This is a genomic window from Halosolutus sp. YCN4 (genome assembly GCF_059736495.1).
This window is the reverse complement of sequence record NZ_JCASSM010000003.1, coordinates 73,307-96,476: the sequence shown is the minus strand read 5'-3', so window position 1 is coordinate 96,476 and position 23,170 is coordinate 73,307. Positions and strand designations below refer to the sequence as shown.

Genomic DNA, 23,170 nt, shown 5'->3' with positions numbered 1-23,170 from the left:
GTAGCCACCCGGTGGGAGTATTCCGTGGCTCGATCAGTATTCCATTGCCTCGTCGGAGACATCAAGGCCAGCGTCGATTGCAGCTACTGCTTCGTCGATCTCGTCTTCGGTAATTGTGAGCGGAGGTGCGATTATCAGCGTATTGATCATGTTCGCTACGTACGTACCGTGTTCGGCGGCAGCCGCGGACACCTCGTCGACGACGGTATTCCCATCGCTAATTTTGTCTTCACGCTCGCCGAACGGGACGCGCTTCTCGGGATGTTTTGTCAGTTCGATCCCGCGGAATAGTCCAACACCGCGGGTGTCGCCGACGCTGGGATGTTTCTCTGCGAGGTCGTTGATCCGCTCACCGAGATATTCACCTACTTTGCTTGCGTGCTCAATCAGATTCTCCTCCTGATAGGTCTCGATAGTAGCGAGGCCTGCAGCGACTGCTGCAGGGTGACCGGCATACGTGTGGCCGTGGCAGAGCATATTCTCCTCGAAATGGTCTGCAATCTCGGAAGTAACGATCGTCGCACCGAGGGGTTGATACGCGCCAGTCAATCCTTTGGCCATCGTCATGATGTCGGGCTCGACATCGAAGACGTCGGAGCCGAACCACTCGCCAGTGCGGCCGAAGCCGGCCATCACTTCGTCACAGATGAGCAAGGCACCGTGGTCGTGGGCGATCTCCTTTAGCCGCGGGAGGTACTCCTCAGGTGGAACGAGGATCCCATTCGATCCGACAATCGGCTCGACGAGGATCGCCGCGACCGTGTCGCCCTCGAGTTCGAGCATCTCATCGATGTATTCGACGCTCTCCATCGGATCGAGCGTCGATCCGTACGCGTACGGATCGGGTGCCTTGATCGTCCCTGGAATTCCGGGTTCGGATTTGAGCCGGCGAGGGTCGCCAGTCACGCTGATCGAGCCGTAGGTAGCACCATGGTACGATCGGTACCGCGAGATGATCTTCTGTTTACCTGTATAGAAGCGCGCAATCTTGATCGCGGCTTCGACAGCCTCGGTACCGCTCGTTGAGAAGAACGTCTTCGAGAGATCTCCGGGAGTCACTTCGGCGAGTTTCTTCCCGAGTTTTGCGCGGTTCTCGGTTGTGTAACCGGGCGAGACGTACGCCGCCTCGCGCACCTGTTCGTCGATTGCGTCGGCGACCCTATCGGCAGAGTGGCCGAGATTCGAGCACATTAACTGACTCGAGAAGTCGATATACTCGTCGCCGTCTGCGGTCGTGAATCGGACGCCATCGGTGTCGACGACCTCGGTTGGACTCACTTCCTTTTGGTACGACCACGTCCCAAACACGTACTCCTTGTCGGTTTGTTCGATCTCATTCAGGTCGGGGTCGGCTGCAGATTCCTGTTTTGACATCCGTGTATGTCACCTATTGGCTTACGGTTGATTAATCTTTGCCTTAGGACGGCTATTCTAGAACAGTGTTGACCCAAAGCTAATTTTTGAGCTACTATATCCTCGCTCTAGCGCATCTTCTCGGAAATAGTAGGAAAGATTTATTGGGGGAGAGATACAGTTTCAGATGTTCAATGTCACTCGATACATCCCCCCCGTGGGACGACGTACAGAACTACATCGACGGCGATTGGCAGGCACCATCTAGCGACGATGGTCAAGATGTCGTCAACCCCTCGCTCGGTGAAGTAATTTCCTACGTCGGGTTCAGCTCCGCTGATGACGTTGATGCTGCTGTACAAGCTGGTCAAGAGGCGTTCGAAGAGTGGAGCGCGACTCCCGTGGAAGAACGCATCCAGCCGCTGTTCGAGTTCAAACAGTTGCTTGAGGACCACCAAGATGATCTCGCGGAGGTCCTCGTACAGGAGCATGGCAAGACGCTCGCCGAGGCAAAGGGTGAGCTCCGCCGCGGGATAGAGAACGTTGAGGTCGCCTGTGGCATTCCCTCAATGATGCAGGCAGGCCATCTTCCGAATGCTGCTCCGGAGATCGACGAGACAGCGGTTCGTAAGCCGCTGGGTGTGTTCACCGCAATCACACCGTTTAATTTCCCAGGGATGATCCCGCTGTGGTTCCTGCCGTACGCGGTCGCGACTGGCAACGCATTCATCCTCAAGCCCAGCGAGCAGGATCCAGTTGTCGCCCAGCGCATCTTCGAGCTGGTCGAGCAGGCGGGCTTCCCGGACGGCATCGTGCAGCTCGTTCATGGAAGCGTCGACACCGTGAACGCGTTGCTCGACCACGACGGGATCCAGGGTGCGTCGTTCGTCGGTTCCACACCTGTCGCGAAAACGATCTACGAGCGCGCTGCTGCAAACGGAAAGCGCATACAGGCCCAAGGCGGAGCGAAAAACCACATCATCGTCACTGAGACCGCAGATCTCGACTTTGCTGCAAAAAAGACGGTATCATCGGCCTGCGCCTGCGGGGGCGAACGCTGTCTCGCAAACGACGTCGTCGTCGTCGAAGAGGGCATCTACGACGAGTTCGTCGAGCGCGTTGTTGAGGAAGCAAAGGCCCAAAAGATCGGCTATGGTCTCGATAACGAGACGGACATCGGCGCGCTCATCACGCCTGAACACGAAGCCCGCGTCCGCGACATGATCGCGACCGGAATCGACGAGGGCGCGGAACTGCTGCTTGACGGGCGCGATGTCGAGGTTGATGGGTACGAGGAGGGGAATTTCCTCGGGCCGACTGTGTTCGGCGGTATTGACCCGGAGATGACGATCGCTCGCGAGGAGATCTTCGGTCCAGTACTTGGCCTCATGGCAGTTGATGATGTTGATGAGGCGATTGACGTGATGAACCGTAGTGACTTCGGCAACGCAGCCAGCTTGTTTACCGGCAGCGGTGCCGACGCGCGGAAAGTACGCCACCAAGCGGACGTCGGCAATCTCGGTGTCAACGCCGGGACGGCTGCCCCAATGGCTTTCTTCCACTTCGGCGGCTGGAAGGACTCGTTCTTCGGCGACCTGCATGCACAAGGCGAGGACATGATCCACTTCTACACGGACAAGACAGTCTACATTGAACGCTGGCCGGACACCTGATCGCAGTTCGGTACAGCTCCAGCCGTCCGCGCCGTCCCTCCTTTCCGAAGGTCGCACGCGAGCATCCAGCATGACGCGAGACGAGCTTCCACCAGCTACTTACAAATCAACCAATCACGAAACCCAGTCATTCATGACCCAACGACTTGCAGAGAAGACCGCAATTGTCACAGGCGCAGCGTCCGGGATCGGCCGCGCAATAGCGCTCCGCTTCGCCAAAGAGGGAGCGACTGTCATCGTAGCCGACACACAAAAAGAACCGCGCGAAGGCGGTGAGCCGACACACGAGCGTATCTTGGCCGAGGACGGAACGAGTAGATTCGTCCGAACAGACGTATCGTCAGTCAACGATCTAAAGGCTGTCGTGGCGTCGACGCGCGACACCTATGGGTGCCTCGACATCATGGTGAACAACGCGGGCATTTTTCCGCCCCAATCCGATATCACGGTTGTCGACGAAGAGACCTATGAGGACGTTCTGGACGTTAACCTGAAGGGCGTGTACTTCGGTTCGCAAGTTGCGATTGATGCGATGCAAAATCAGGAAAGCGGCGGCGTCATCGTCAATATGTCCTCGATCGCCGGTCTCGCCGGCTACGACCGATCGTCAGCCTACTGTGCGTCGAAAGGGGGCGTAACGAATCTTACGCGTGAACTCGCGGTCGAACAGGGCCCCCAGGGGATTCGCGTGAACGCGATTAATCCAGGCATCATCGAGACCGCACAGACGCGCCAAGATGAAGACGAGGTTATTGGTCAGTTCACGGAGGATATCCCGCTTCGACGGGATGGGCGCCCAGAAGATGTTGCCGATGCGGCCGTGTTTCTCGCGAGCGATGATGCCGCGTACGTCACTGGTCACAACCTCGTCGTTGACGGCGGCTACATGGCCGAGTAACGACCGGAAGATAACGGACTACACGGCCCTCGAGCGTCAGTACATCGCCGATCCGCCATTCGGATCGAGCACCTGTCCGGTAAAGAAACTCGCGTCGTCACTCGCAAGGAAGACGGCAACCGGTGCAACTTCGCCCGGTCGGCCGACCCGTTCTAAGGGAATTTCGGCCTCCTCTTGCTGGCGCTCCTCGGAGACGTCCTCGGTCAGCATGTCGGTAGCGATCGGACCGGGAGCGATGGCGTTGACGCGGATTTCGGGCGCGACCTCGCGAGCCACAGCGCGGGTGAATGCGATTGTCCCACCTTTTGACGCGCTATAGTGGGCAAGTTCCGGTGCTCCAAGATGTCCGAGGTCCGAAGTCACGTTGACGATACACCCTTCACCGACATTCTCCATATCCGAAAGGGCACGACGAGAACAAAGAAACGTTCCCCGAAGGTTGGTCTGGAGAACCCGATCCCACTCGTCGACGGACAATTCCGTTACGCGGGCGTGCGATAGGACGCCAGCATTGTTCACGAGGACGTCGATACGGTCGAGTTCATTTATCGCCGTCTCGAACATTTCGTCGACATCGTCTTCGTCCGTAACGTCAGCTTGCACTGTCGTCACGGAGACGCTATCAGGCGCGGCCGTGCGGGCATCCTCAGCCGTGGCGACGGCTGCCGCTTCATTTGAGTAGTAGTTGATCGCTACGTCTGCGCCCTCGCGTGCGAATGCGACGGCGATAGCACTCCCGATACCCCGGGATGCCCCGGTGATGAGCGCGGTCCTGTCCGAGAGTCGTTCGCTCACGGATCAGTCCTCGCTCGGAGCCATGGGTTGTTCAACCGTCGCGTCGCCGAACATCTCCGGCACGTCGGTGTGGTCGTGACTAGAATCATGTTGGCGCTCGTAGGCGTCCAGCGTTGCGTCGGTCGGCTCCCAAATAAACGAACCTACGACGATGGTAATCGTCGAGAGCATGACGGACGGGACCCAGTTGACCGTGCTCCACATTGAGGCAATGAGTGCAAGCCCCATGGAATCCGCGGAAAACGCCAACGGGTTACCGAACTGGTAGAGCATGACGTAGACAACCAGCCCCACCGTGATAGAAGCAAGTGTCGCCTTCGCATTGACCCGCCTCCAGTAGACACCAAGAATGAGCGCCGGTACGAGTGTCACGAAGATAAGATCGAACGTTAGCACTGCCAGGAATAGCGCCTGCTGGAAGTACGCGGCGAGCAGGGCGCCAACCAGCGCCGACAGTCCGATCAGAACCCGCGAGAGCAGCATCAGTCGATCGTCAGCTGCGTTCGGGTTGACCACGTCAAGGTAGACGTTCTTCAGCAGGCACGCCGTTCCCGCTACGTACGCAGAGTCAAGCGTCGACATAGCGGCTGCACCGATAGCTGACAGGACGATCCCTCCCATGATTGGGTGCATCGCCTCGTCGATATATTGGATGAACAGACGTTCGGCGTTGGTGGGGTTCGAGTACAGCGGTTGGAGCGCTTCACCAATGAGACCCGGAAGGAATCCGACAATGACGATGATACTGCCGGCGATGAGCATGGCTTTTCGTGCCGTGTCCGGACTGTCGGAGCCGGCGACGCGCTGGCCGATATCGGCCGCGGGCAGATCACCCACCGCGAACACGAGGTACAACGACCAGAACGTCGTCCCACCGGCAGTGAATAGGTGAGGGACGTTCCAGTGACTGGCGCTACCAAGAGTGCTCCAACCAGCGTCGCCGAATAACATGAATGCGCCGATGAACAGTCCAATGAGACCAATGATCGCTTGCAGTGAGTCGGTGTACGCGACCGCCCATAACCCGCCAAGCATGCTGTACGCCGCCGTGATAATTGCGGTGATGAAGACCGCGGTTGTGAAGCTGACGTTTAGGACAGCGGCGACGACGTACGCACCGCCGGCGGTCAGTGCACCGACCAAGAAGATGTTGAACGCTATCCACATTAACAGGCCAGCGTACGCCCCGATCATCTTGTTCTCGCCGAAGCGCCGGTAGTAATAGTCACTCATCGTCCACCCACGCAGCCGACGGAGCGGCTTCGTCCAGATGATACCGCCCAGAATCATCGTTGAACCGAGACCGGTGAGCACAGCGGTGGCCTCCCAGCCGCCTACGTTGAACCCGAGGCCAACTCCGGTGAAAAAATACGTCGCGGTCAGCAGGCTCGCGATTAGGCTGCCAGTGACAAACGGAAGCGGGAGTTCGAACCCGGCCACCAGCAAATCCTCTGCGTCGTCGATCTTACCGTATGAGTAGACAGCGACCCCGAGGACGAAGAGGAGGTACAGTAGGTAGATCCCGCTTTTGAGGTCAAACGCCATCGGTCAGAACCCTCCATTCCTGTTGTTGCAGACGACCGTTGATACGAGTACGCTGATCATTGCCCTTTGCCAAATCAACTGCCGGTACGCCGCGTTCGCAAACGCTGAGCGCAACACCACGCATGGTAGTGACTTTCACAGACATGGCACGATATCCCAATATCTGCACAGGTACTTAAATCTGATGTTTATGTAGGGACACTGTGCGGCAGAACTAACCTAAATGAGTATATCGTCCTGGTATACTAGCTTTACATTGAATATTATTTTCAGTCGAGCGCAGCGCACAGCGCCTCGAACATTACGTTCGCTGCAAGCACCGACGTTGTTCCGGCGCGGTCGTCGTATGGCGGCGCCACCTCAACAAGATCGAATCCGACTAGATCGACGCCGTGAAGTTGTCGCGTTAGGCGCAGGATCTCTCTCGACGTCAAACCACCAGGCATCTGTGTCCCCGTCCCCGGCGCGTACGCTGGATCAACGACGTCAATATCGATCGTTGCAAACGCTGGTCCCTCAACACGCTGACGGAGTCGCTCACCGAGTTCGTTCAATCCTTCGGAGATTGCCTCCTCGGTTGTGTAGTACTCGATTCCTGACTCGTCGATCATATCGACGTCTTCGGGACCGTACAGCCCGCCGCGGTCTCCGATCCGAATCGACGTCTCTGGATCGATCAACCCTTCCTCAATGGCAGTATGCACGGTCGTTCCGTGGTTGTGTTCCTTCCCGAAGTATTCGGTCCATAGATCGGAGTGAGCATCGAACTGGACGAGAGATACCGGGCCGTACTCTTCGGCAACAGCGCGCAACACTGGCAGCGTCGTAGAGTGATCGCCGCCTGCAATCGCAGGGACGGTACCGTGATCAAGCACGTATGCTACACGTTCTTGAATCTCGTCGAACGTGTCTTCGATATAGCCGGGGATCACAGGAACATCGTCATGATCAACGATCGAGTAGTCCTGCAGATTCGTTCCCGTGACCGGATTATAGGGTTTGAGAAGAGTCGACGCCTCACGGATTGCACGTGGGCCGAACCGCGCACCTGGACGGTACGTTGTCGCATCGTCGAATGGGATACCGAGGAAAGCGGCATCCGCGTCGCGGTCGTCCAGCTCGTATACGTGGGCCATCCGCATGAACGACGAGACGCCTGCGAACCGCGGGACTTCCTGGGGATCGATCACGCGACGACACCTCCAGCGAGCGGCGTCTTGGATTGCGCCGGAGAGCATATATTTATCATCCACGCGGGAAAGTTAGTGGAATGGTGTATGGGATCGGGAGTCATACGCAGGCAGTGTTTAGAGACATAGTTGATTAATCTTTGGGCGACAGCACAAACAGAATGACTGAGTTCCATATATCCCCCAACAGGAGTAAAAACATACTAAAAGCTGCCACATATAGTGGATATTATCTAGTGTGATATGACGCCTCGACTTCCCAACAGCGCACGCCCGCGGCCATGGTTCAGTCACCAACAGACGATTCGACGAGCGAACCAACTAGTTGGCCCCGCAGAAAATTGCACAGCCCGTGACAATCGAGTTCAAACGCTAAACGGAACGTTTAGTCGTGGGCGACATCCATATTTATAGAAATGTCCTGGTACCTTCTTATTCTGGCCGGCTTATTCGAGATCGCTTGGGCGATTGGTCTGACCTACGCTGACGGGTTCACGAAACCTCTCCCAACGGCTACGACAGTCGTCGCGTTAGTCATCAGTTTTGTGCTGCTCGGGAAGGCAGTAGAGACGCTCCCAGTTGGAACCGCCTATGCTGTCTGGACCGGCATCGGCGCCGCCGGAACGGCAATCCTAGGAATCGTGCTCCTCGATGAGTCGGCTAATCCAGCAAGGATCATCTTCATCGGCGTCATTGTCGTCGGCGTCGTCGGCCTCCACGCGACATCGGCCGGCCACTAACTGTCAGACTGCGTCGCCCCACTCGCTCTCAATCCCGTCGACGAGGGTTTCAACAACGTCCACTGCCACTCGTTCCCCCATCTCGGGCGTCGCATACGTTGCCTTATAATACGCACCAGACGAGGCGATCTGATCGTCGCGTGCAGGCTTGAACACGTACGGCGGCGATCGATCCGGCCCCCCGTCTACGACGCGATCTTCACGAACGAGGTCGGGACGGAAGTGCATCATGAGCGCAGTTTCGACCACTCCGGCGTGCTCGGTCGCCCAACCAGGAAACCCACCCGGGACGTCACTAAATACGTCCTCGCGCACGTCCGGGGAAAGCAGGTCCCACCAACTAGCGATCATAAACTCGCCTTCTCCTCCCTCGAGGTGGAGGTCGACCGCCTCGCGGAGGAAGTATTCGTTCTCGTAGTGACCGTTGATTGCGACGATTTCGCTGGCACCGTCAGCGACTAGGTCACCGACTACGTCACCAAACAGGCGTCTAAGGGACTCACCGTCAAGGCTTGTAGTTCCCGTGAAGTCCGGACCTCCGCCACTTCCGGCCTGTGATTTGAATCCGTATGGGAGTGCTGGTGCAACGACTCCGTCGACGCGCCTCGCTGCCCTTGTAGCGAATTCTCGGGCGAGAACTGTATCCACGTTAAGCGGTAGATGCGGTCCGTGTTGCTCAGTACTTCCTACCGGAATGAATACGGGCCCGTCGTGGATCCGGTCAGCGAACTCTTCCCATGTCAGCTCGCCCATAGGGACGGTATTATCTTCAACCATGAGAATTGTGTACTAGCGCAGTTTTATTACATCTGACGAACCTGACCGATCAATCGAGGAAGAGCGTCATGAGATCCGTTAGTCGCTCTTCCTTCCAAAGGAGATACTATAGTAGTCATTAGAAGCAATTGCCCACTTTTGAAATCGAGAGTTGATCAAGAGCGGTATCGATCGCTGTCGTGAGCTCGGTACATGAGTCGAAGAATCGGCTACTGAGAGCCGATCGCAGTAGCCTGTGGGCAGATCCACCTCGACGGACTCATACTGAAGAGGGATGGTCGCGTCGTTGACGAAGACAGCGTTTGGATCCGGGGCAGCGTCCAGAATCTCGATACCACGGTTGGCGTTTTCCTTTGCAAGTGCCACCGACTCTGCCTCATCGGCCCCTTCGGCCCGAGGGGCACGCGCGTCGAGGACGCCGTGCCAGACACCGTCGGAAATGGTAGTGAACCGGTCCAAGCGACCGCCAAGGATTCGACCGTCGCGTTCTAGTTCGGGCGCGAACTCCAGAACCACGAGCCCATCAGTACCATACCGACCGACCCAGGCCTCGAGGGCGCGGGCCGTGAGACGAGTCTTTCCGGCCTGGGACGGCCCGACGATCAGGGTCGAGCCAGTCAGCGGGAACGGAAGCCCAGTCACGCTGGGGGCACCTCCTCACGGACGTACTGTCCGAGGAGGACGAGCGTCGCGGCAGCGAGAACGAGCGCGAATGCAAACACGAGTCCGGAAAGCAGATCGAGGCCGGTCGTGATCTGCTCCCTGACGAAGTTGGCCGCGAGACCGCCCGAAACGGCGAGCAAGGCGAGCCCGCCGAGGTTCGCGAGCGTTGAGTTCGAGGCGCCGACACTCCCGGCGTTCAACAGGTAGAGGAGGACGGCGATGGCGAAGGGCGTTCCGACCGTGCCAAGGGCCAAGACGAGAACGAGCTGGCCGATGACCTCGCCGCCGATGAACGCACCGGGCACCGACAGCACGGCAAAGACCGCGAGGAGCCCGCGGTACCGCGTATCCTCGATGGTCGTGCCCCAGCCGAGTTTGTCGGCAACGAGAAACGGAGGGACGATGGTGTTGCCGCCGAGCGTCGAGACGGCCGCACCGCCGAGGCCGAGCAGGAACAGCCACATGGCGGCCGGGCCGACCAGGGGCCCGAGGGCCTGGGCCGCACCGACGGTCGTCAGATCCGGGTCGGTCAGGGTACTCGCCGTGACGAGGAAGATAGCGATGCTGTAGATGCCAAAGGCGACGAGCATCGACGCCAGAACGTCCACCGTCGCGAGGTCGTAGTCACGTTCCGTCCACCCCCGGGCACGCATCGTGTAAGAGTGCATCGTGATCAGCGTGATGTGGACCGCGCCCCCGAGGATGCCTGCAGCGACCAGTGCGCTGCCGCCGGGCAGCGTCGGTGCCAGCCCCTGGGTAGCCTGGCCGAAGTCGATCGAGACGACGAATAGCGAGGCGACGAAGGCAAGGACGACCGCTGTGACAAGCAGCTTCGCAAAGAGCTCGATGAACCGGTACCCCCGACCGGCAAGACCCAACACGAGGATACCACCCCAGGCGACGCCCCAGAGGCGTGCGTCGATCCCCGTGATCGTCGCCGAAACGGAGGCGACGGTGTTCATGATGACGAGCTGGGCGACCCCAGCCGCGATGACGACGTCCGCGACCAGGATCCATGCCCAGGTCTCCCCGAGGTGCTCCTCGACGACGCCGACGATCCCCCGCTCGGTGAGCAGACCCAGCCGCATCGCGAGGTACTGTGCCAGGGCGCCGGCGAACGCGGAGAGTACGACAACCCAGAGGAGTTGATAGTCGAAGATCGCCCCCGCAGTGATCAGACTCGCCATCGTCGCCGGGCCGGCGGCGATCGCCCCCGCGACCCAGGAGGGCCCCATCGCGCCGAGGTACTCACGGACTGTCCCGGCGTCGAGCGGATATTCTCCAGTCATATTACCCAAGAATACCACGCCTGATAAAAAAGTACGGCTCTGTCGAAACCCTCATTTAGTGATAAGTTCCAACGCCCGTGCTGTATACAACGCGCGAATGTGGCATAGATTGAGAGGCGATTTACAGACTGAGAGGCGATCTGCAAGGGATAGTGATTGGACTTATACATGCAGGCGTGTAGTATCGTTTGTATGCCTGAAGAAGTCCTGTTCAAATCCGAGAGCGGCCAGACCCGAGAAGAAATCGCGTCGTATCTTCGTAGTGTCGCTGATAAACTTGAACAAGGAGAAGCGGTCACTCTGAAATCCGGTTCTGAGTCCGTGACGATGGAGCCGCCAGCCCGCCCGACGTTTGAGGTCAAAGCCGAACGCGAGGGGCCGACAGACGGACCTGGCGAATTGAGTATCGAGTTCGAACTCGAATGGGCCGAGAACGGCAATGGGGAGGACGGTGGGAGCGGCCAGTTAGAAATCGAGTGAGCAATTCGCAGCTCTATTGAGCAGTTGGTTCACCTGCTTCGGCGTGAAACAAACGATGCCGACGTGCTGGATTCATCCTCTACGTCGACGGCAGTTCACGCGGCAATCCCGGCCCCGCAGGTGCGGGCGCTGTCATCATGGACGCTACAGAGGACCTACTCGCCCGTCTCGGCCGACCCGTCGGCTCCCGGACGGGGAACAACACTGCCGAGTACGTCGCCCTCCAGCTCGGGCTCTCCGAACTGTTGGCTCGCTACGAGCCACGCAGGCTGGACGTGCGCATCGATTCGATGACGGTCATCCGAGACGTCTGGGGTGGCGATGACCCGACGGAACCGGGCGTTGAGACATACAGCGAGGCAGTCACGGCAGCACTGTCGCGCATCCCGGAACACCAGTATACGCATCTGGCCGACAGCGACCCGAACCCCGCCGACGCACTGGCGACAGTGGGTGCCGATATCGCGGCCTTCGGACCCGGATAGGCGAGTTACGCCGCCCAAAATTCGAACGCCCGGCTCTGTTGCACTCCTCGGAAGCGAATAGAAACCACGTGCTGACTACACCCTCTGAGTCGGTCATCGCGTTTCTGTCAGTAGTTGAGTGATCCGCTCAGTGAACGCTAACCTCACAGCGCGTATCTCGTGCGGGAACGTTGAAAGTTACACCTCTCGTTGGTCGCCGGAGAAGTTCTTCGTCGAGCACGCGTAAGCTCGACCTCTCGCTACGCTTCAACCCCACTATCGGGACTCGTACCGCCCCGGACTGGGTCGGACTCCGGACTGATCGCCGCCAGAAATCGACCCATCAATCCCAGACTGATGGCCGTCAGCGTTCCAAAGATGAGAATCTGGGGCAGCGGCACGGCCTGCCCATCGAAGGTCATGTAAACGATCATTGCAAGGACGGCGCCGCCGAGCGTGGCGATCTTCACGAGCAAGACGGCGGTGAACGCGTATCCCCAGACCCGACGGTTCCAGAGCCAGTAGGCCGTCAGGGCAAATGCGGGGACGATGATGCCCAGATCCAGCGAGTAGATGACTGCCGTGGGGAGTCCCGCCTCGGCGATGGCCGCCGGTGTCGTCCCTGCGAGGGTCGCCGGTAGAATCTCCGAGAGCCATAGCAACGAGACTAATACGGCCAGCGATAACTGGAAGGCGACGTAGGGGCGGACGGACGCCTCACCCAGGTCCCGTTTCAGCGTCGCCGCGTCGAGCCGAACCAGCCGTTGAACGCTTCAGCGAGTTCTTCAAGAACACGCTGACTGGATTGAGAATGTAAGTCCGTGTAGCGTTCGTGGCCTTTGAGTTCGGCTTTGAGTTCCCCGTCATCGGGAATCTCGCCCGTTTCGTCCCACTGTTCTTGTGCGTAGTAGCGACCGACGTTCCAGAGTTTTGAGGCAGCCCATCCGAGTTGGTCGAGGTTGTCACGAACTTGTCGCTGGTTCGTAATCGTCGCCTCGAAGGTTCGGACGGTTCGACCCATATTCTGGCTTTATAAGTGGTTATGGATGCTGTTTTCTTAATAATATCGGTTGGCGTGGAATATCCAGCAATGTTGCTGTCGGTGATTTGCGTCATCCAGTGACGGCGCGTATCCCTGCGCTAAAGCGCGAGGTTTTGCGCCTGTTCATCCCATAAGAGCACAAATCAAAACGCGTTTTTGAGAGTAGCGAGTGTGTGATACACATGCCCTCTGAGAAGGTCTGTCCGGACTGTGAGGAATCATTAGAGCAGATGGAGTTACAAGGAGCCGACGTCATGGGAACGCTCTCGATCGTCTCAGAAGCGACAGACGACGGATTTCTTAGCAGCCTCCGGGCAGACGAAATCCTCACACCAGTTCCATACGTCTGTCCCGAGTGCCGACGAACGCTCGTGTATGCGGAATAGTGACCGAGAAACCGGGCTCAAGACTCCTCACGAACTGCATCGTCCGACAGAACGAGAATTCGGCCCGTTAGCTGCGCGTCCCCCTTCACTGAGCGGTTAGTGAATCTCCTTAAACGAACACAACCGGTTCGGTCGGTCTTCTCCTTGTGTCACTTTCGCGCTCTCTACGCAGCAGACGAGATCAGAACTGACGAGTCGGTGGCAAGAGCCTGCTGAATAGAGGGGCTGAGGCCAGCAGGGAGTCAGTGAGACCACGTGGTCTACTCTGCCGAACTCGGGCTCGTGTATCCACACCAACGTCAGTACCCGTAACACCGTTCTTGGGATGAGCGAGAATCTTTTTGTCACCGGTTGACCAATTCGTGGTCGTGAACCTCAGTAAAGGGTTTTTCCTCGCTCTCATCGCCGCCCTCCTCGTGCTGTCGGTCATACTGATTCAGCCGTTTCTCCAGTACGTCCTTGGTGCCATACTCCTCGCTTACGTGCTCTATCCGCTGCAAGTCCGCTTTGAGGAGTACGCATCGCCGATGGTGGCTGCACTCTTTCTCGTCGTTCTGGCAGTTGCCGGATTCGTCGCACCGTTCGTAATCGTCCTTGCGACCGTCGCGGATAGTGCCGAGCGAATCCTCCAGGACTTCGACGCTGACGCGATGCAGATTGAGGTGATCGAATCCGGAATCGAGGACCTCACCGGACGAGAGGTCGATATCGTTTCCGAACTCGTCGGCTCTGGCCGGCAAATCGGAACGATCGTGTTAGAACGGTCAACCGAAACACTCGGTACGATCACTTTCCACCTCATCGGGATTGCGTTGGCGCTCTTTCTCGTCTACTATCTCCTCAAAGACGGCAACGATCTACTTGACTGGCTCCACCGAACGGTTCCACTCCCGATGGACATCCAGCGTGACCTTTACGCCGAAATCGACGACGTGATGTGGGGCGTTCTCTTCGGGCACGTCTTCGTCGCCTTCGTCCAGGGAGTCGTCGCCGGTGTCGGACTCGCCGCCACTGGCGTTCCCAATGCGGCGTTCTGGACGGCCGTTATGATCGTTCTCGCTATGGTTCCGCTCGTCGGTGCGATCCCAGTCTGGGGTGGGGCAGTAGTCTACCTGTATCTCACAGGCGAACTATCGCTCGCCGTCGGACTGTTCGTCTACAGCGTTATCGTAGTTGGACTTACCGACGACTATCTCCGTCCGTTCGCCGTCGATAGGTATGCGGAACTCAATCCCGCCGTCATCCTCCTCGGTATCCTCGGTGGTGCGTACGCATTCGGGGTTATGGGACTATTCTTCGGTCCCGTCGTCCTTGGCGCGCTCAAAGCCACCCTCCGCGTCGGCTTGGATAACTGGACCCAACTCGACGAGGGCGACATCGGCTGACTAACCGTTCGTAGTCGGTCGAACACGCTCTTGGGAGGGAATTGTTTGCCAGTTCTTCGCAGTACCCGGGTGACTCTGCGCCGTGTATCTCGTATTGGAAACGTAAACCGTGAACAATCTTATAGAAACTGCAATTCTGAGCCCCTGAATTCGGCCACCTCTCGCCTGAAATGACGATTCGTTCGACCGTCGAACGAGAGCCTGCAGCGCCCATAATTTTGAGGCGCGATAACTGCCCGACGGCGTAAGCCGAAAAACACCGATTCAACGTTCGAGCGGAGGTTGCACTCCCGGTCAAAGACGAGCAAATTTCTCGCCCAGCCCCGCAATCCCGGCCCGCGCCGCGGAATCAGCGGTGTGACACCTTCCGCACGCAACTTTGTGCGAAGGATCTCCCAATCATATCCCTTATCCGCAGCGACAGTACTCAGCTCGTCGAGATTCCGCACCAGCACCTGCCAGCCGACCTGTGTATCATGCGGTTATTTTACTTCGCGCCACGAACGACATGGCCGTATTTCAATACGGCCACGAAGATTGTGCCGCCTACAGCGTTGCCGGCCGTAGCCAGCACCTGGAACGCCAGATAATCGCTCACCGACACGGCCGAGGACGTGAAGAGGCCGAAAAGGACTTCCACGTTTCCGGCAATAGCGTGAGGGAGATGGAGGATACCGATCGTTGCGGCCACGAGCCAGATGATAAATACGCGGCTTATCGTTTCTTGGGCGGCGGTGATCAGCCAGGCCATCAGCCCCATCAACCATCCCGCGAAGATGCCAGCGACGAACAGCCAGGAGAGGTCGTGGCTGACGAGTTTATCTGCGATAGTTCCGAATGCCTCAGGCGAAACCACGCCGAGCCCTGGCATGAGTAACACCGCCAAGAACGTGAAGACAGCCCCACCGACGATATTGCCCACGTAGACGAGGCCCCACAGTCGTCCCAACTGGCCGATAGAAGCCTGGCGGTCGAGCACCGGGATCACAGCGAGGGTGGTGTGCTCGGTGAACAGTTCTGACCGCCCAAGGATGACGAACATGAACCCGACAGCGTACGCGCTGGCCAGAAGGATTTCCGTCGAGAGGTCCCCGAAAGTTCCTGCCGACAGAGTCAGCACGACCGCCATGAGGAGCGGCCCGAAGCCAATGTCGAGTCCGGCCGAAAACGCGGAAAGCAGCAATCCCGACCGTTCCCGCTCCATCTCGTGCAGCCCACTTTCGATCAGCGAATCTAGCACCGCCGGTGACGGCATCTGTTGCATGTGGGCTAACGTCTCCCGTTTCTCGGCTTCGGAACGGTCTTCCCTCGACATCAGTTCTACCTGTATCTTCTACTTGGACAAGACAGGCGAATACAAGTTACGGCTTTTATTTCTGCTGAATACAGAGCCTGGGCCTTGTTTAGACGCGGTGCAGATCGTCCTCTACGGCTGTTGTCCAAACAACAAACCGAGTCGAGAGACGCTCACGGACTGGTTCTGTTTACCCGTCGTAACTACTAACCGGTGCCTTCTGGAGCGTCTAAACAAGGCTCAGAGCCTGTATTCAGCACGCTGTTTGTGACAGCAATCAAGTAGAAGATTCCGACGCTGCTGAATACAGGGCGCGAATGTCGCATGAGATCGGGCCCGATTTGCGAAGGTGGTGATCACTCAGTACAGGCAGTAGGCTGAGTGAGGGCGTAGTGTCACCCAGAAGGTCACAACACATATAACCGAGTGCGGTGCCACAGGAACGCATGGGGGAATCTCACACATATTCCGAGTCAGTTCAGAGCCAATACGACTGGTCCAACTCCGCTCCGAGTGAGGCCGTCATCAACGCTATAGCTTCTTTGGAAGGCGTTGAACCAACTGCCCTTCCAGTAGAACTGGGCACGACCCTATACAATCACGTCGATCCTGAAGCCCTCGATACGCTTGTCATTGGTAACAACTCACACATTATTTCGTTCATCGTCGATGAATATAAGATCCAGATCGACGGGAACACGATGGTTATCTGTTACGACTGAGACGTAGATCTCTGGTCAGTTCGCACATGTAGTGCGTGGGTGGTTCACCGGTTTCGGCGTGAAACAAACAAAGCCGTCGTGCTGAACTCATCCTCTGTATCTCGCACGCAGTTCCTGACAGGATTCGGGTAGAAAGTTCAGCCGCTGCTGAATCCATAGCGTGAACACAGCGGAAGTACAAATCACGGATCACGCGAACAGTTTAGCGAGAACGGCTTGGGCGTGCACAAACAATACAGAAGACAGCTACATGTGCATACTAAATCACTTAAGTGAAAACAACTCCAGGAGTCTTAGTCACCATTCGAAAGCTATTGAAACACATGATTTACACTCCGTCAGTAGGTCAATAGACGTGAGAACTCGTCATCAGCAGTTACCAAGGAATCACGTGGTCACATGAAGAGACCTACCCTACAATTTGGTCAATTGCTCTATGATTTAGATACTCGAAAAGGCAGATATACATCTTACTTTCTGTATATTCTGAATTTAATATTTTTATTAATATATATTATAGGAACGTATGATTTTTCCCGACCATACCAGAAATATATCATAGCTGTTGAATTCTGTCTAGCACTGGTATTTCTTTTTGAGTACCTATCAAGATTGGACTACGCTGACAGCACTTTGGTAGAAGCTACAGATTTCTACTCTATTGCTGATTTATTGGCTATTCTTCCTGCACTGCTAATTATCTTTCTTCCAATAGTCGGTCAACTAGCGTTTTTTAGAAGTATTCAGATTTTTAGAGTATTCAGATTTGTCAGATTGGGTTTGGAAAATGATAGATTCTTCAATTATGAGTTGACATCGAGACAAGTAATTACTGCAGAACTCCTTATTTTAGTATTCATTATGTTGAATCTGCACGCAGGTGCAATCTGGGGATTCGAATCCGGAATAAACGAGGATTTCAATAATTACGGAGATGCCCTGTACTACTCTGTAGTCGCGTTAACCACGACTGGATTTGGCAATACTGTGCCAAGCACCACTGGCGGTAAGATGGCAACAGCTATTGGACTTATAGCTGCTGTAACTCTTATACCTTGGTTGGTAGTGAGAGCCAGAGAAACTGGCGAGACTGACATCCAATGTAGCCGCTGTGGGAACTCGAAACATTACAGCGAATCTAACTACTGTTGGAGGTGTGGTGAAGAACTCGAAGATACTCAAACTGAACGGACGACCCAATGAGACGAGTGACCTTTTCGTTGCTTCACGACTCGTCGCATGTTTGGTCGTGCACTTCCAGGCTTACAAAATCACGGTGAAAGATATAACCTCTATATTCAGCACGCCGCTCTTGACAACAACTCGGTAGCTGGTTCAGCTTCCGCTGAATAGACAGCGCGTATCTCGCACGGTGGCAGTTCTGGAGCGTGGCAGCTGGAGTCGTTCGATACAGAGTGTATAGGTGTCACCGATGGGGTTCACAATTGGATGCTGGGAGCGACTCAAATGGTTTGACGACGAAAGAGCCAATATGGTCGATGACCCACTCAACAATCTCGATCGCCGTATCCTCCACTTGTTGCAGATCGACGCCCGAGCGGCCACCGACACGGACATCGCCGAAGAGACTGACGTGACCGGGACGACCATCCACAACCGGATCGAGCGCCTGGAGGAAGAGGGCATTATCACCGGATACAATCCGGAGATCGATTACGAGCAAGCGGGGTATCCAATGCGCGTGCTGTTCATCTGTTCGACCGACCTCTCCAGTCGGTCGGAGATAGCCAAGAAAGCCCTCGACGTGCGAGGCGTTGTCAACGTCCGAGAGATGCTGGCCGGCGCAGAAAATCTCCACGTCGAAGTCGTGGCCGAGTCAACATCCGAAGTGAAGAAAAGCACCGAGCAGTTAAACGAGTTAGACCTCCAGATCAGAAGTAGCGATATTCTGGCGGAAGAACGGATCCAGCCGTGGAATCACTTCCACCAGGAGTTTACTGGCGAGGACGCTGAGACTGCCAACGAGATCGAAGACACCGAGGAATAACCACGCTCCAGACCGACCCAAGAGTTGAATAACTGAAAAATCACTGGCACTACACAGCCCACCATTCTCCTTTTGCTTGGAAAAGTCAACCAGAACACCCCTTCTGCGCCAATTAGACAAATAGGTAAAATTGCCAGGAAAAAATGGTTAAGATGGTGCAGTCCAATCGATGCTTAATGGGATCGCCCAATACAAAGCCCCTCAACGATACGTTCGAAATCTTGATGAACCCACACCGGCGCTACGTCTTGTACTACCTGAGGCAGGATGGAGAGGTGGTAGGCCTCGAAATGCTCGCGGCTGCAATCGCAAACGGGGACGGGGTTCCATCTGGGAGAGACCGGAGCGACGATAGGGACGCCATCGAAGTGATGCTTCGTCACACCCACCTCCCGAAACTTGCCGACGCCGGCTTCATCACGTTCGACGCGGACACTGACTCCATCGAACTTGACGGAACAAATGGGCACGGCCAGTTCATCACCGAAGCAGCTCGTATCGAGGGGTACCCGCACCCCGTCGATGGCGATTGAGCGAGCGCCCATGCAACGCCGTCCCCGACACTCGTAGAGTCCGGATGACGAGTGGTGATGGCTTCGCACCCCTAGAACAGCTGTTTCAGTCGCTCGGTCTGAACCGAGGGAGGCTATCGTGCTGCATCCATCCTCTGTATTCAGCACGCCTATTCTGACAACTATTATAGAATTAGAGGGGCGCTCCGGTAACGCCTTCGCCTGTACTTACCGATCACTACCTTTCGTAGATCGAATCAGATGACGTGCGACATTCGCGCTGTGTATCTTGCAGAGACTTGCAGATCAACCTAACTGTTGTCAGGAACGGCGTGCGAGATACAGAGCATGGATGCATCACATTGTCATCGTTTATTTCACTCACTCTCGGAAATGACAATGCGAAAAGATACATGTATCCGGTTTCTTTTTTACAAATATGAACTTTCAGCATCCACAAGCAATATATCTCTTGTTGTTGGTTCTCGGGATTTCAGTTCTGTTGACCGGTGGCAGTATCGCTGATTCCGAAACGAAAGTGCAGCAGTATACGGCCTTCGAAGTAACTCATGAGGACGGTGAACTCGTTCTGACAGACGTAGACACTGGCGAGGAACGCCGAGATGCGCGAGCTTCGGTCACAAACGTCGATGAGAACATCGTTTGTCTGCCGACGGGTACCAGAGAATGCAGCCTCGCTTTCCGAGAGTACAACGGCGAGATCAATTCCACCGGCATTTCGAGTGAATTCCGCTACGCATACTTCGGTGGTGAGTTTTATCGACTTACGGCTACCAACGAATTCGAGTTCGAATTCGAGCGAACGGATACTTCGGACGCATTCGCCGCGTTAGCTCTTGACAGTGATCGACTGACGAATACAGAACGCGATGTGCTGGATAAAGGGAAGACCACCTCCACAAAACCCGTTCCCCATACAAATCACCTCGTAGAGCACGGTGGACAGTACTACACAATTCTTCAAACTGGAAGCAAAGTGTACGGCGACTCCGGTTCGTTCTGTAGTTCGAGCGGCGACGACTTCTGCGACCGAGCAGATGTGGAGCGGTGGGTTGACTGGATGTCGGGAATTGGACTCGGAATACTCGGGGTTTTCGGGACCATTGCCGGTGGCGGAGGACTGCTAAGAGAGTACCGATCAGACTAACCGAACGAGTGGTTCAGTCCAGCTTTGCCAATCATTTGGCACTCCAAATCACCATCAAGAATAACTCCGGCCAGTGATAATCCTCTTCCTTATATTGAGCGGCCCGGTCAAGCTATTGTCAAGTGACAATCCATGCAACATTCGCGCTGTGTTTCTCGCACGCTTCGCTCAATTTATCCAGCAGCTGGCAGAATGGGCGTGCAAGATACAGAGGATGAGTTCAGCACGAGGACTTCGTTCGCTTCGCACCGAAACAGGCGGACCAGTCGCTCAGTAGATCTGCATATTGTTCGTCGCCGTTATTCTCAATGGAACCATCTGGCACCAGACGAGGATAGAGACGAGAATGGAGAGCGGGTGATCGACATCAGAGTTCGATCGACGTTTCAAGTGTGGGGTCAGCATCGAGGATCGTAGACACGGTCGGCTGGACCTGCTCGAACTTCTCAGTTGGTTCTACGAGCCGTCGGTCTAAATCGTAGGTGATGAGCTCTTCTGAGGCCAGCTTTGGGAGGTGGACGTGATGAAGGGAGAGGCGAATCTCCGTTAGTACATCCTCAGAAACCTCTGTGATTACCGTCTGATGATTGTGCTTGAGGACAGTTTGAGTAAGGTCGTTCAGCGTTAGCGACCGCTGTTCTGCGACGAGCACTCCGAGCACGATCCGACGATGTTGGTGGTGACACAGGGCGAGTATCGAATCGAAGGTGGAGGAGGACTCACTCATTCTATGCAACGTAGACAACCACCGCCAATCACACTGACCTTTTCACATACAAACCGACTTTATGTAGCCGATCAGGATCGGTCTCTGGTGGCGGAGAGCGTACTTCCGAGGACGTGCTTGATCCCGCCCCGAAGTCGGGACCCAACGGCCTGCTGTGAGATGTCAAGCTCCTCACCGAGCACCTCCAGCGTGACCTCGCGGGGGGACTCGAAGTAGCCACGCTCGTAGGCGAGGACCAGCGCCTCTTGCTGGGTGTCGGTGAGGGCGGCTTCGGTCCCGGTTTCGACCGGCGTAAGCGCGTGCAACTCCGTCAGCGTAGTCGAAATATCCAGTTCTCGACAGCGTCGCTGAAAGTCAGCAATGTCACTTCGATCATCGCCGCGAATCTCGAACGTCCACTGCTGGTTCGTCCCAGTGGCCTCGATGATCGGTACCTCCGTCTCTGCCAATACGGTGAGCACGTCGTCGTAGTCCAGCGCCCATTCGACGCGTAACAGATACTCGTCTTCGACGGAATCGACGAGTCGAATCTCTTGCACGCCGGGATGCTCGATGAACGCGCTCTCGATGTCCTCGACAACGGTTCCCCGTACCCAGAAGTAGGGAACCACCACATCCTGTGCGGGGATAATACGTTCGAGTTCGACCATCACGTCCGGCAGTTGGTTGAACACCGTCCCCAGCGGGAACTGGTCAGATGGAACCGTGAACGTCGCCTCGGTAGCCATTGTCTGTACCATCGGCTCCCACCGGGAAAGGTCTACGACCGAGTACTCGTGACGACGTTGTTTTTGGATGCCTCATTCGTGGACCAGACCTCGATCTCCTCTGTATTGCTCGTTCACCACTCTTCGCAGATCTATTTTCAGATGTGCCACCTTCGCGCTGTGAGTTCAGCACGAGATGCTCGAACTATCGAACTGCTGTCAGAAGCGGCTTGCAACATTCAGAGGATTAGTGCAGTACGGTGACTCCATTTCTTTCACACTGAAATCGGTGAACCATCCGCACACTACACGTGCTTACTGACCGTAGAGTGATGACTGGGAAGCAAGGAGATGGTTAGTTTCCATTGGTTGTTTCGAGCGATGAGTTGCAGTGTTTACATTGATCTCGGTCTGGTTTGTTCGGTGCACCGCATTTAGAACAATTCGTCCGAGCCGGTGGGTCGTCAGTATCGTCCCACGACAGAATCGCCATTACGATGAGGATGAGAAATACGAACAAGAACAATCCCAATGGACCGAATGAGAGGAGAAAGATAGCAACCAAAAAAACAGGGAAGCCAACGAGTACGTACACCAAAAGAGTCGAGAGCCGATCCATTGTCCATATCCTGAATTGTAGAATTAAAAATTTTACGATCAATGGATTACGGGTGTCCGCTCACTTATTCACCTGTACTTACCGATCACTACCTTTCGTAGATCGAGTCAGATGACGTGCGACATTCGCGCTGTGTATCTCGCACACCTCACTCGGTCTCTCCAGCTGTTTTCAGAAAGCGCGTGCAACCTCCAGAGGATATACCGATCGGTAAGATCAGTCACTCTGTGAGCCAGTCTTTATAAGACTGCCAGGGGCTTTATGGGCACTGTTTGCTAAGGTAGAACTATGTCTCTTCGGGAGGTTTTGGGGCCGGACTCTCTCGATCAAATCGTCTACGTCATTCTGTTTTGGGTTATCGTCGTGTTCGCTTCTGCTTACATCCTCGACGACCAAATTGTACGGTTAGAATCCATCATCGGAACGGGGATTATCCTTGCTTGGGTTATCTGGGGTGTTAATTACCGTCTCCAGCAGGTACAACAGGAACGATATAAGAAGAGGAGATAAGGGTGTTCTATGCTGTATTCGCACTGTATATTCAGCAGATCGTTCGAACGCTGAGTCGGTGTTTTTCAGCTTACGCCGTCGGTACGGTGACACACTCTGGTCGCGAACTTGGTTCGGTCAATTCAGCGAACTTGTCATGCGATCCGGGGTCCGAAATATCGAACGGGCCATCGAGAGACTACCCCCCTGAAATCACGCATCTAAACAAGGTCAAACGTGTGTC

General features: G+C 55.9%; 21 protein-coding genes and 5 pseudogenes. 13 read left to right on the top strand and 13 right to left on the bottom strand.

Annotated elements, in window-relative coordinates; genetic code table 11:
- Nucleotides 1-33 precede the first annotated feature (33 nt).
- On the bottom strand, nt 34-1,374 hold the full coding sequence (locus AC6I6X_RS11110) for an aminotransferase family protein (protein ID WP_497930586.1): 1,341 nt from the start codon (nt 1,372-1,374) through the stop codon (nt 34-36).
- A 173-nt stretch (nt 1,375-1,547) separates the two neighbouring features.
- Between AC6I6X_RS11110 and AC6I6X_RS11105 the strand changes: the two genes are divergently transcribed.
- Nucleotides 1,548-3,026: a CoA-acylating methylmalonate-semialdehyde dehydrogenase gene (locus AC6I6X_RS11105; protein WP_497930585.1), complete on the top strand. Its 1,479-nt coding sequence runs from the start codon at nt 1,548-1,550 to the stop codon at nt 3,024-3,026.
- 133 nt (nt 3,027-3,159) lie between these two features.
- The gene (locus AC6I6X_RS11100) at nt 3,160-3,924 is read left to right on the top strand and encodes an SDR family NAD(P)-dependent oxidoreductase (protein ID WP_497931282.1); all 765 of its coding nucleotides are present in this window, start codon (nt 3,160-3,162) and stop codon (nt 3,922-3,924) included.
- A 36-nt stretch (nt 3,925-3,960) separates the two neighbouring features.
- Here AC6I6X_RS11100 and AC6I6X_RS11095 read toward each other — a convergent pair whose 3' ends face one another.
- From AC6I6X_RS11095 to speB, 3 genes are all read right to left on the bottom strand, one after another.
- Entirely contained in the window at nt 3,961-4,719 is a 759-nt protein-coding gene (locus AC6I6X_RS11095) for a 3-oxoacyl-ACP reductase family protein (RefSeq protein ID WP_497930584.1), read from the bottom strand.
- Between the two features lie 3 nt (nt 4,720-4,722).
- Nucleotides 4,723-6,264 (bottom strand): sodium:solute symporter family protein, encoded by a 1,542-nt coding sequence (locus tag AC6I6X_RS11090; RefSeq protein WP_497930583.1) that lies wholly within the window; start codon nt 6,262-6,264, stop codon nt 4,723-4,725.
- 269 nt (nt 6,265-6,533) lie between these two features.
- Entirely contained in the window at nt 6,534-7,454 is a 921-nt protein-coding gene (speB, locus tag AC6I6X_RS11085; RefSeq protein ID WP_497930582.1) for an agmatinase, read from the bottom strand.
- Nucleotides 7,455-7,870: 416 nt separating this feature from the next.
- Between speB and sugE the strand changes: the two genes are divergently transcribed.
- Nucleotides 7,871-8,194 (top strand): quaternary ammonium compound efflux SMR transporter SugE, encoded by a 324-nt coding sequence (gene sugE, locus AC6I6X_RS11080; protein WP_497930581.1) that lies wholly within the window; start codon nt 7,871-7,873, stop codon nt 8,192-8,194.
- Between the two features lie 3 nt (nt 8,195-8,197).
- On the opposite strand, the gene AC6I6X_RS11075 is transcribed toward sugE, so the two are convergent.
- The 3 genes and pseudogenes from AC6I6X_RS11075 to AC6I6X_RS11065 form a co-directional block, all read right to left on the bottom strand.
- A complete protein-coding gene (locus AC6I6X_RS11075) occupies nt 8,198-8,971 on the bottom strand; it encodes a creatininase (RefSeq protein WP_497930580.1) in 774 nt (257 codons plus the stop codon).
- A 118-nt stretch (nt 8,972-9,089) separates the two neighbouring features.
- Nucleotides 9,090-9,206, bottom strand: a pseudogene (locus AC6I6X_RS11070) (IS630 family transposase); the annotation flags it as partial.
- Nucleotides 9,207-9,609: 403 nt separating this feature from the next.
- Nucleotides 9,610-10,923 carry an NRAMP family divalent metal transporter gene (locus tag AC6I6X_RS11065; protein ID WP_497930579.1) on the bottom strand — a complete coding sequence of 438 codons (1,314 nt, stop codon included), beginning with the start codon at nt 10,921-10,923 and terminating at the stop codon, nt 9,610-9,612.
- A 192-nt stretch (nt 10,924-11,115) separates the two neighbouring features.
- On the opposite strand from AC6I6X_RS11065, the gene AC6I6X_RS11060 reads away from it, so the two are divergent.
- Together AC6I6X_RS11060 and AC6I6X_RS11055 are read left to right on the top strand one after the other, a co-directional pair.
- On the top strand, nt 11,116-11,403 hold the full coding sequence (locus AC6I6X_RS11060; protein ID WP_497930578.1) for an amphi-Trp domain-containing protein: 288 nt from the start codon (nt 11,116-11,118) through the stop codon (nt 11,401-11,403).
- 74 nt (nt 11,404-11,477) lie between these two features.
- Nucleotides 11,478-11,888 (top strand): annotated as a pseudogene (locus AC6I6X_RS11055) (ribonuclease HI family protein); the annotation flags it as partial.
- Between the two features lie 239 nt (nt 11,889-12,127).
- Here the strand turns inward: AC6I6X_RS11055 and AC6I6X_RS11050 are convergent.
- Together AC6I6X_RS11050 and AC6I6X_RS11045 are read right to left on the bottom strand one after the other, a co-directional pair.
- Nucleotides 12,128-12,529, bottom strand: coding sequence for a hypothetical protein (locus AC6I6X_RS11050; RefSeq protein ID WP_497930577.1), 402 nt, complete (start codon nt 12,527-12,529; stop codon nt 12,128-12,130).
- Nucleotides 12,530-12,609: 80 nt separating this feature from the next.
- Nucleotides 12,610-12,888 (bottom strand): annotated as a pseudogene (locus AC6I6X_RS11045) (RNA-guided endonuclease InsQ/TnpB family protein); the annotation flags it as partial.
- A 203-nt stretch (nt 12,889-13,091) separates the two neighbouring features.
- On the opposite strand from AC6I6X_RS11045, the gene AC6I6X_RS11040 reads away from it, so the two are divergent.
- A complete protein-coding gene (locus AC6I6X_RS11040; protein WP_497930576.1) occupies nt 13,092-13,295 on the top strand; it encodes a hypothetical protein in 204 nt (67 codons plus the stop codon).
- 368 nt (nt 13,296-13,663) lie between these two features.
- Complete coding sequence (locus AC6I6X_RS11035) at nt 13,664-14,680, top strand: AI-2E family transporter (RefSeq protein WP_497930575.1); 1,017 nt, start codon at nt 13,664-13,666, stop codon at nt 14,678-14,680.
- Between the two features lie 119 nt (nt 14,681-14,799).
- Here AC6I6X_RS11035 and AC6I6X_RS11030 read toward each other — a convergent pair.
- Together AC6I6X_RS11030 and AC6I6X_RS11025 are read right to left on the bottom strand one after the other, a co-directional pair.
- Nucleotides 14,800-15,147: pseudogene (locus AC6I6X_RS11030) on the bottom strand (hypothetical protein); the annotation flags it as partial.
- 20 nt (nt 15,148-15,167) lie between these two features.
- Nucleotides 15,168-15,944: a formate/nitrite transporter family protein gene (locus AC6I6X_RS11025; RefSeq protein ID WP_497930574.1), complete on the bottom strand. Its 777-nt coding sequence runs from the start codon at nt 15,942-15,944 to the stop codon at nt 15,168-15,170.
- A gap of 476 nt (nt 15,945-16,420) precedes the next feature.
- On the opposite strand from AC6I6X_RS11025, the gene AC6I6X_RS11020 reads away from it, so the two are divergent.
- From AC6I6X_RS11020 to AC6I6X_RS11000, 5 genes are all read left to right on the top strand, one after another.
- Nucleotides 16,421-16,696, top strand: a complete 276-nt coding sequence (locus tag AC6I6X_RS11020) for a HalOD1 output domain-containing protein (RefSeq protein WP_497930573.1) — start codon at nt 16,421-16,423, stop codon at nt 16,694-16,696.
- Between the two features lie 399 nt (nt 16,697-17,095).
- On the top strand, nt 17,096-17,899 hold the full coding sequence (locus AC6I6X_RS11015) for a potassium channel family protein (protein ID WP_497930572.1): 804 nt from the start codon (nt 17,096-17,098) through the stop codon (nt 17,897-17,899).
- Between the two features lie 289 nt (nt 17,900-18,188).
- On the top strand, nt 18,189-18,704 hold the full coding sequence (locus AC6I6X_RS11010; RefSeq protein ID WP_497930571.1) for an Lrp/AsnC family transcriptional regulator: 516 nt from the start codon (nt 18,189-18,191) through the stop codon (nt 18,702-18,704).
- 176 nt (nt 18,705-18,880) lie between these two features.
- Nucleotides 18,881-19,237, top strand: coding sequence for a DUF7344 domain-containing protein (locus tag AC6I6X_RS11005; RefSeq protein ID WP_497930570.1), 357 nt, complete (start codon nt 18,881-18,883; stop codon nt 19,235-19,237).
- 418 nt (nt 19,238-19,655) lie between these two features.
- The gene (locus AC6I6X_RS11000) at nt 19,656-20,384 is read left to right on the top strand and encodes a DUF8127 domain-containing protein (protein WP_497930569.1); all 729 of its coding nucleotides are present in this window, start codon (nt 19,656-19,658) and stop codon (nt 20,382-20,384) included.
- A 367-nt stretch (nt 20,385-20,751) separates the two neighbouring features.
- Here AC6I6X_RS11000 and AC6I6X_RS10995 read toward each other — a convergent pair whose 3' ends face one another.
- Together AC6I6X_RS10995 and AC6I6X_RS10990 are read right to left on the bottom strand one after the other, a co-directional pair.
- The gene (locus AC6I6X_RS10995; protein WP_497930568.1) at nt 20,752-21,111 is read right to left on the bottom strand and encodes a DUF7344 domain-containing protein; all 360 of its coding nucleotides are present in this window, start codon (nt 21,109-21,111) and stop codon (nt 20,752-20,754) included.
- 71 nt (nt 21,112-21,182) lie between these two features.
- Nucleotides 21,183-21,839, bottom strand: coding sequence for a helix-turn-helix domain-containing protein (locus tag AC6I6X_RS10990; RefSeq protein WP_497931281.1), 657 nt, complete (start codon nt 21,837-21,839; stop codon nt 21,183-21,185).
- 1,130 nt (nt 21,840-22,969) lie between these two features.
- On the opposite strand from AC6I6X_RS10990, the pseudogene AC6I6X_RS10985 reads away from it, so the two are divergent.
- Nucleotides 22,970-23,137, top strand: a pseudogene (locus AC6I6X_RS10985) (IS5/IS1182 family transposase); the annotation flags it as partial.
- Between the last annotated feature and the right edge of the window lie 33 nt (nt 23,138-23,170).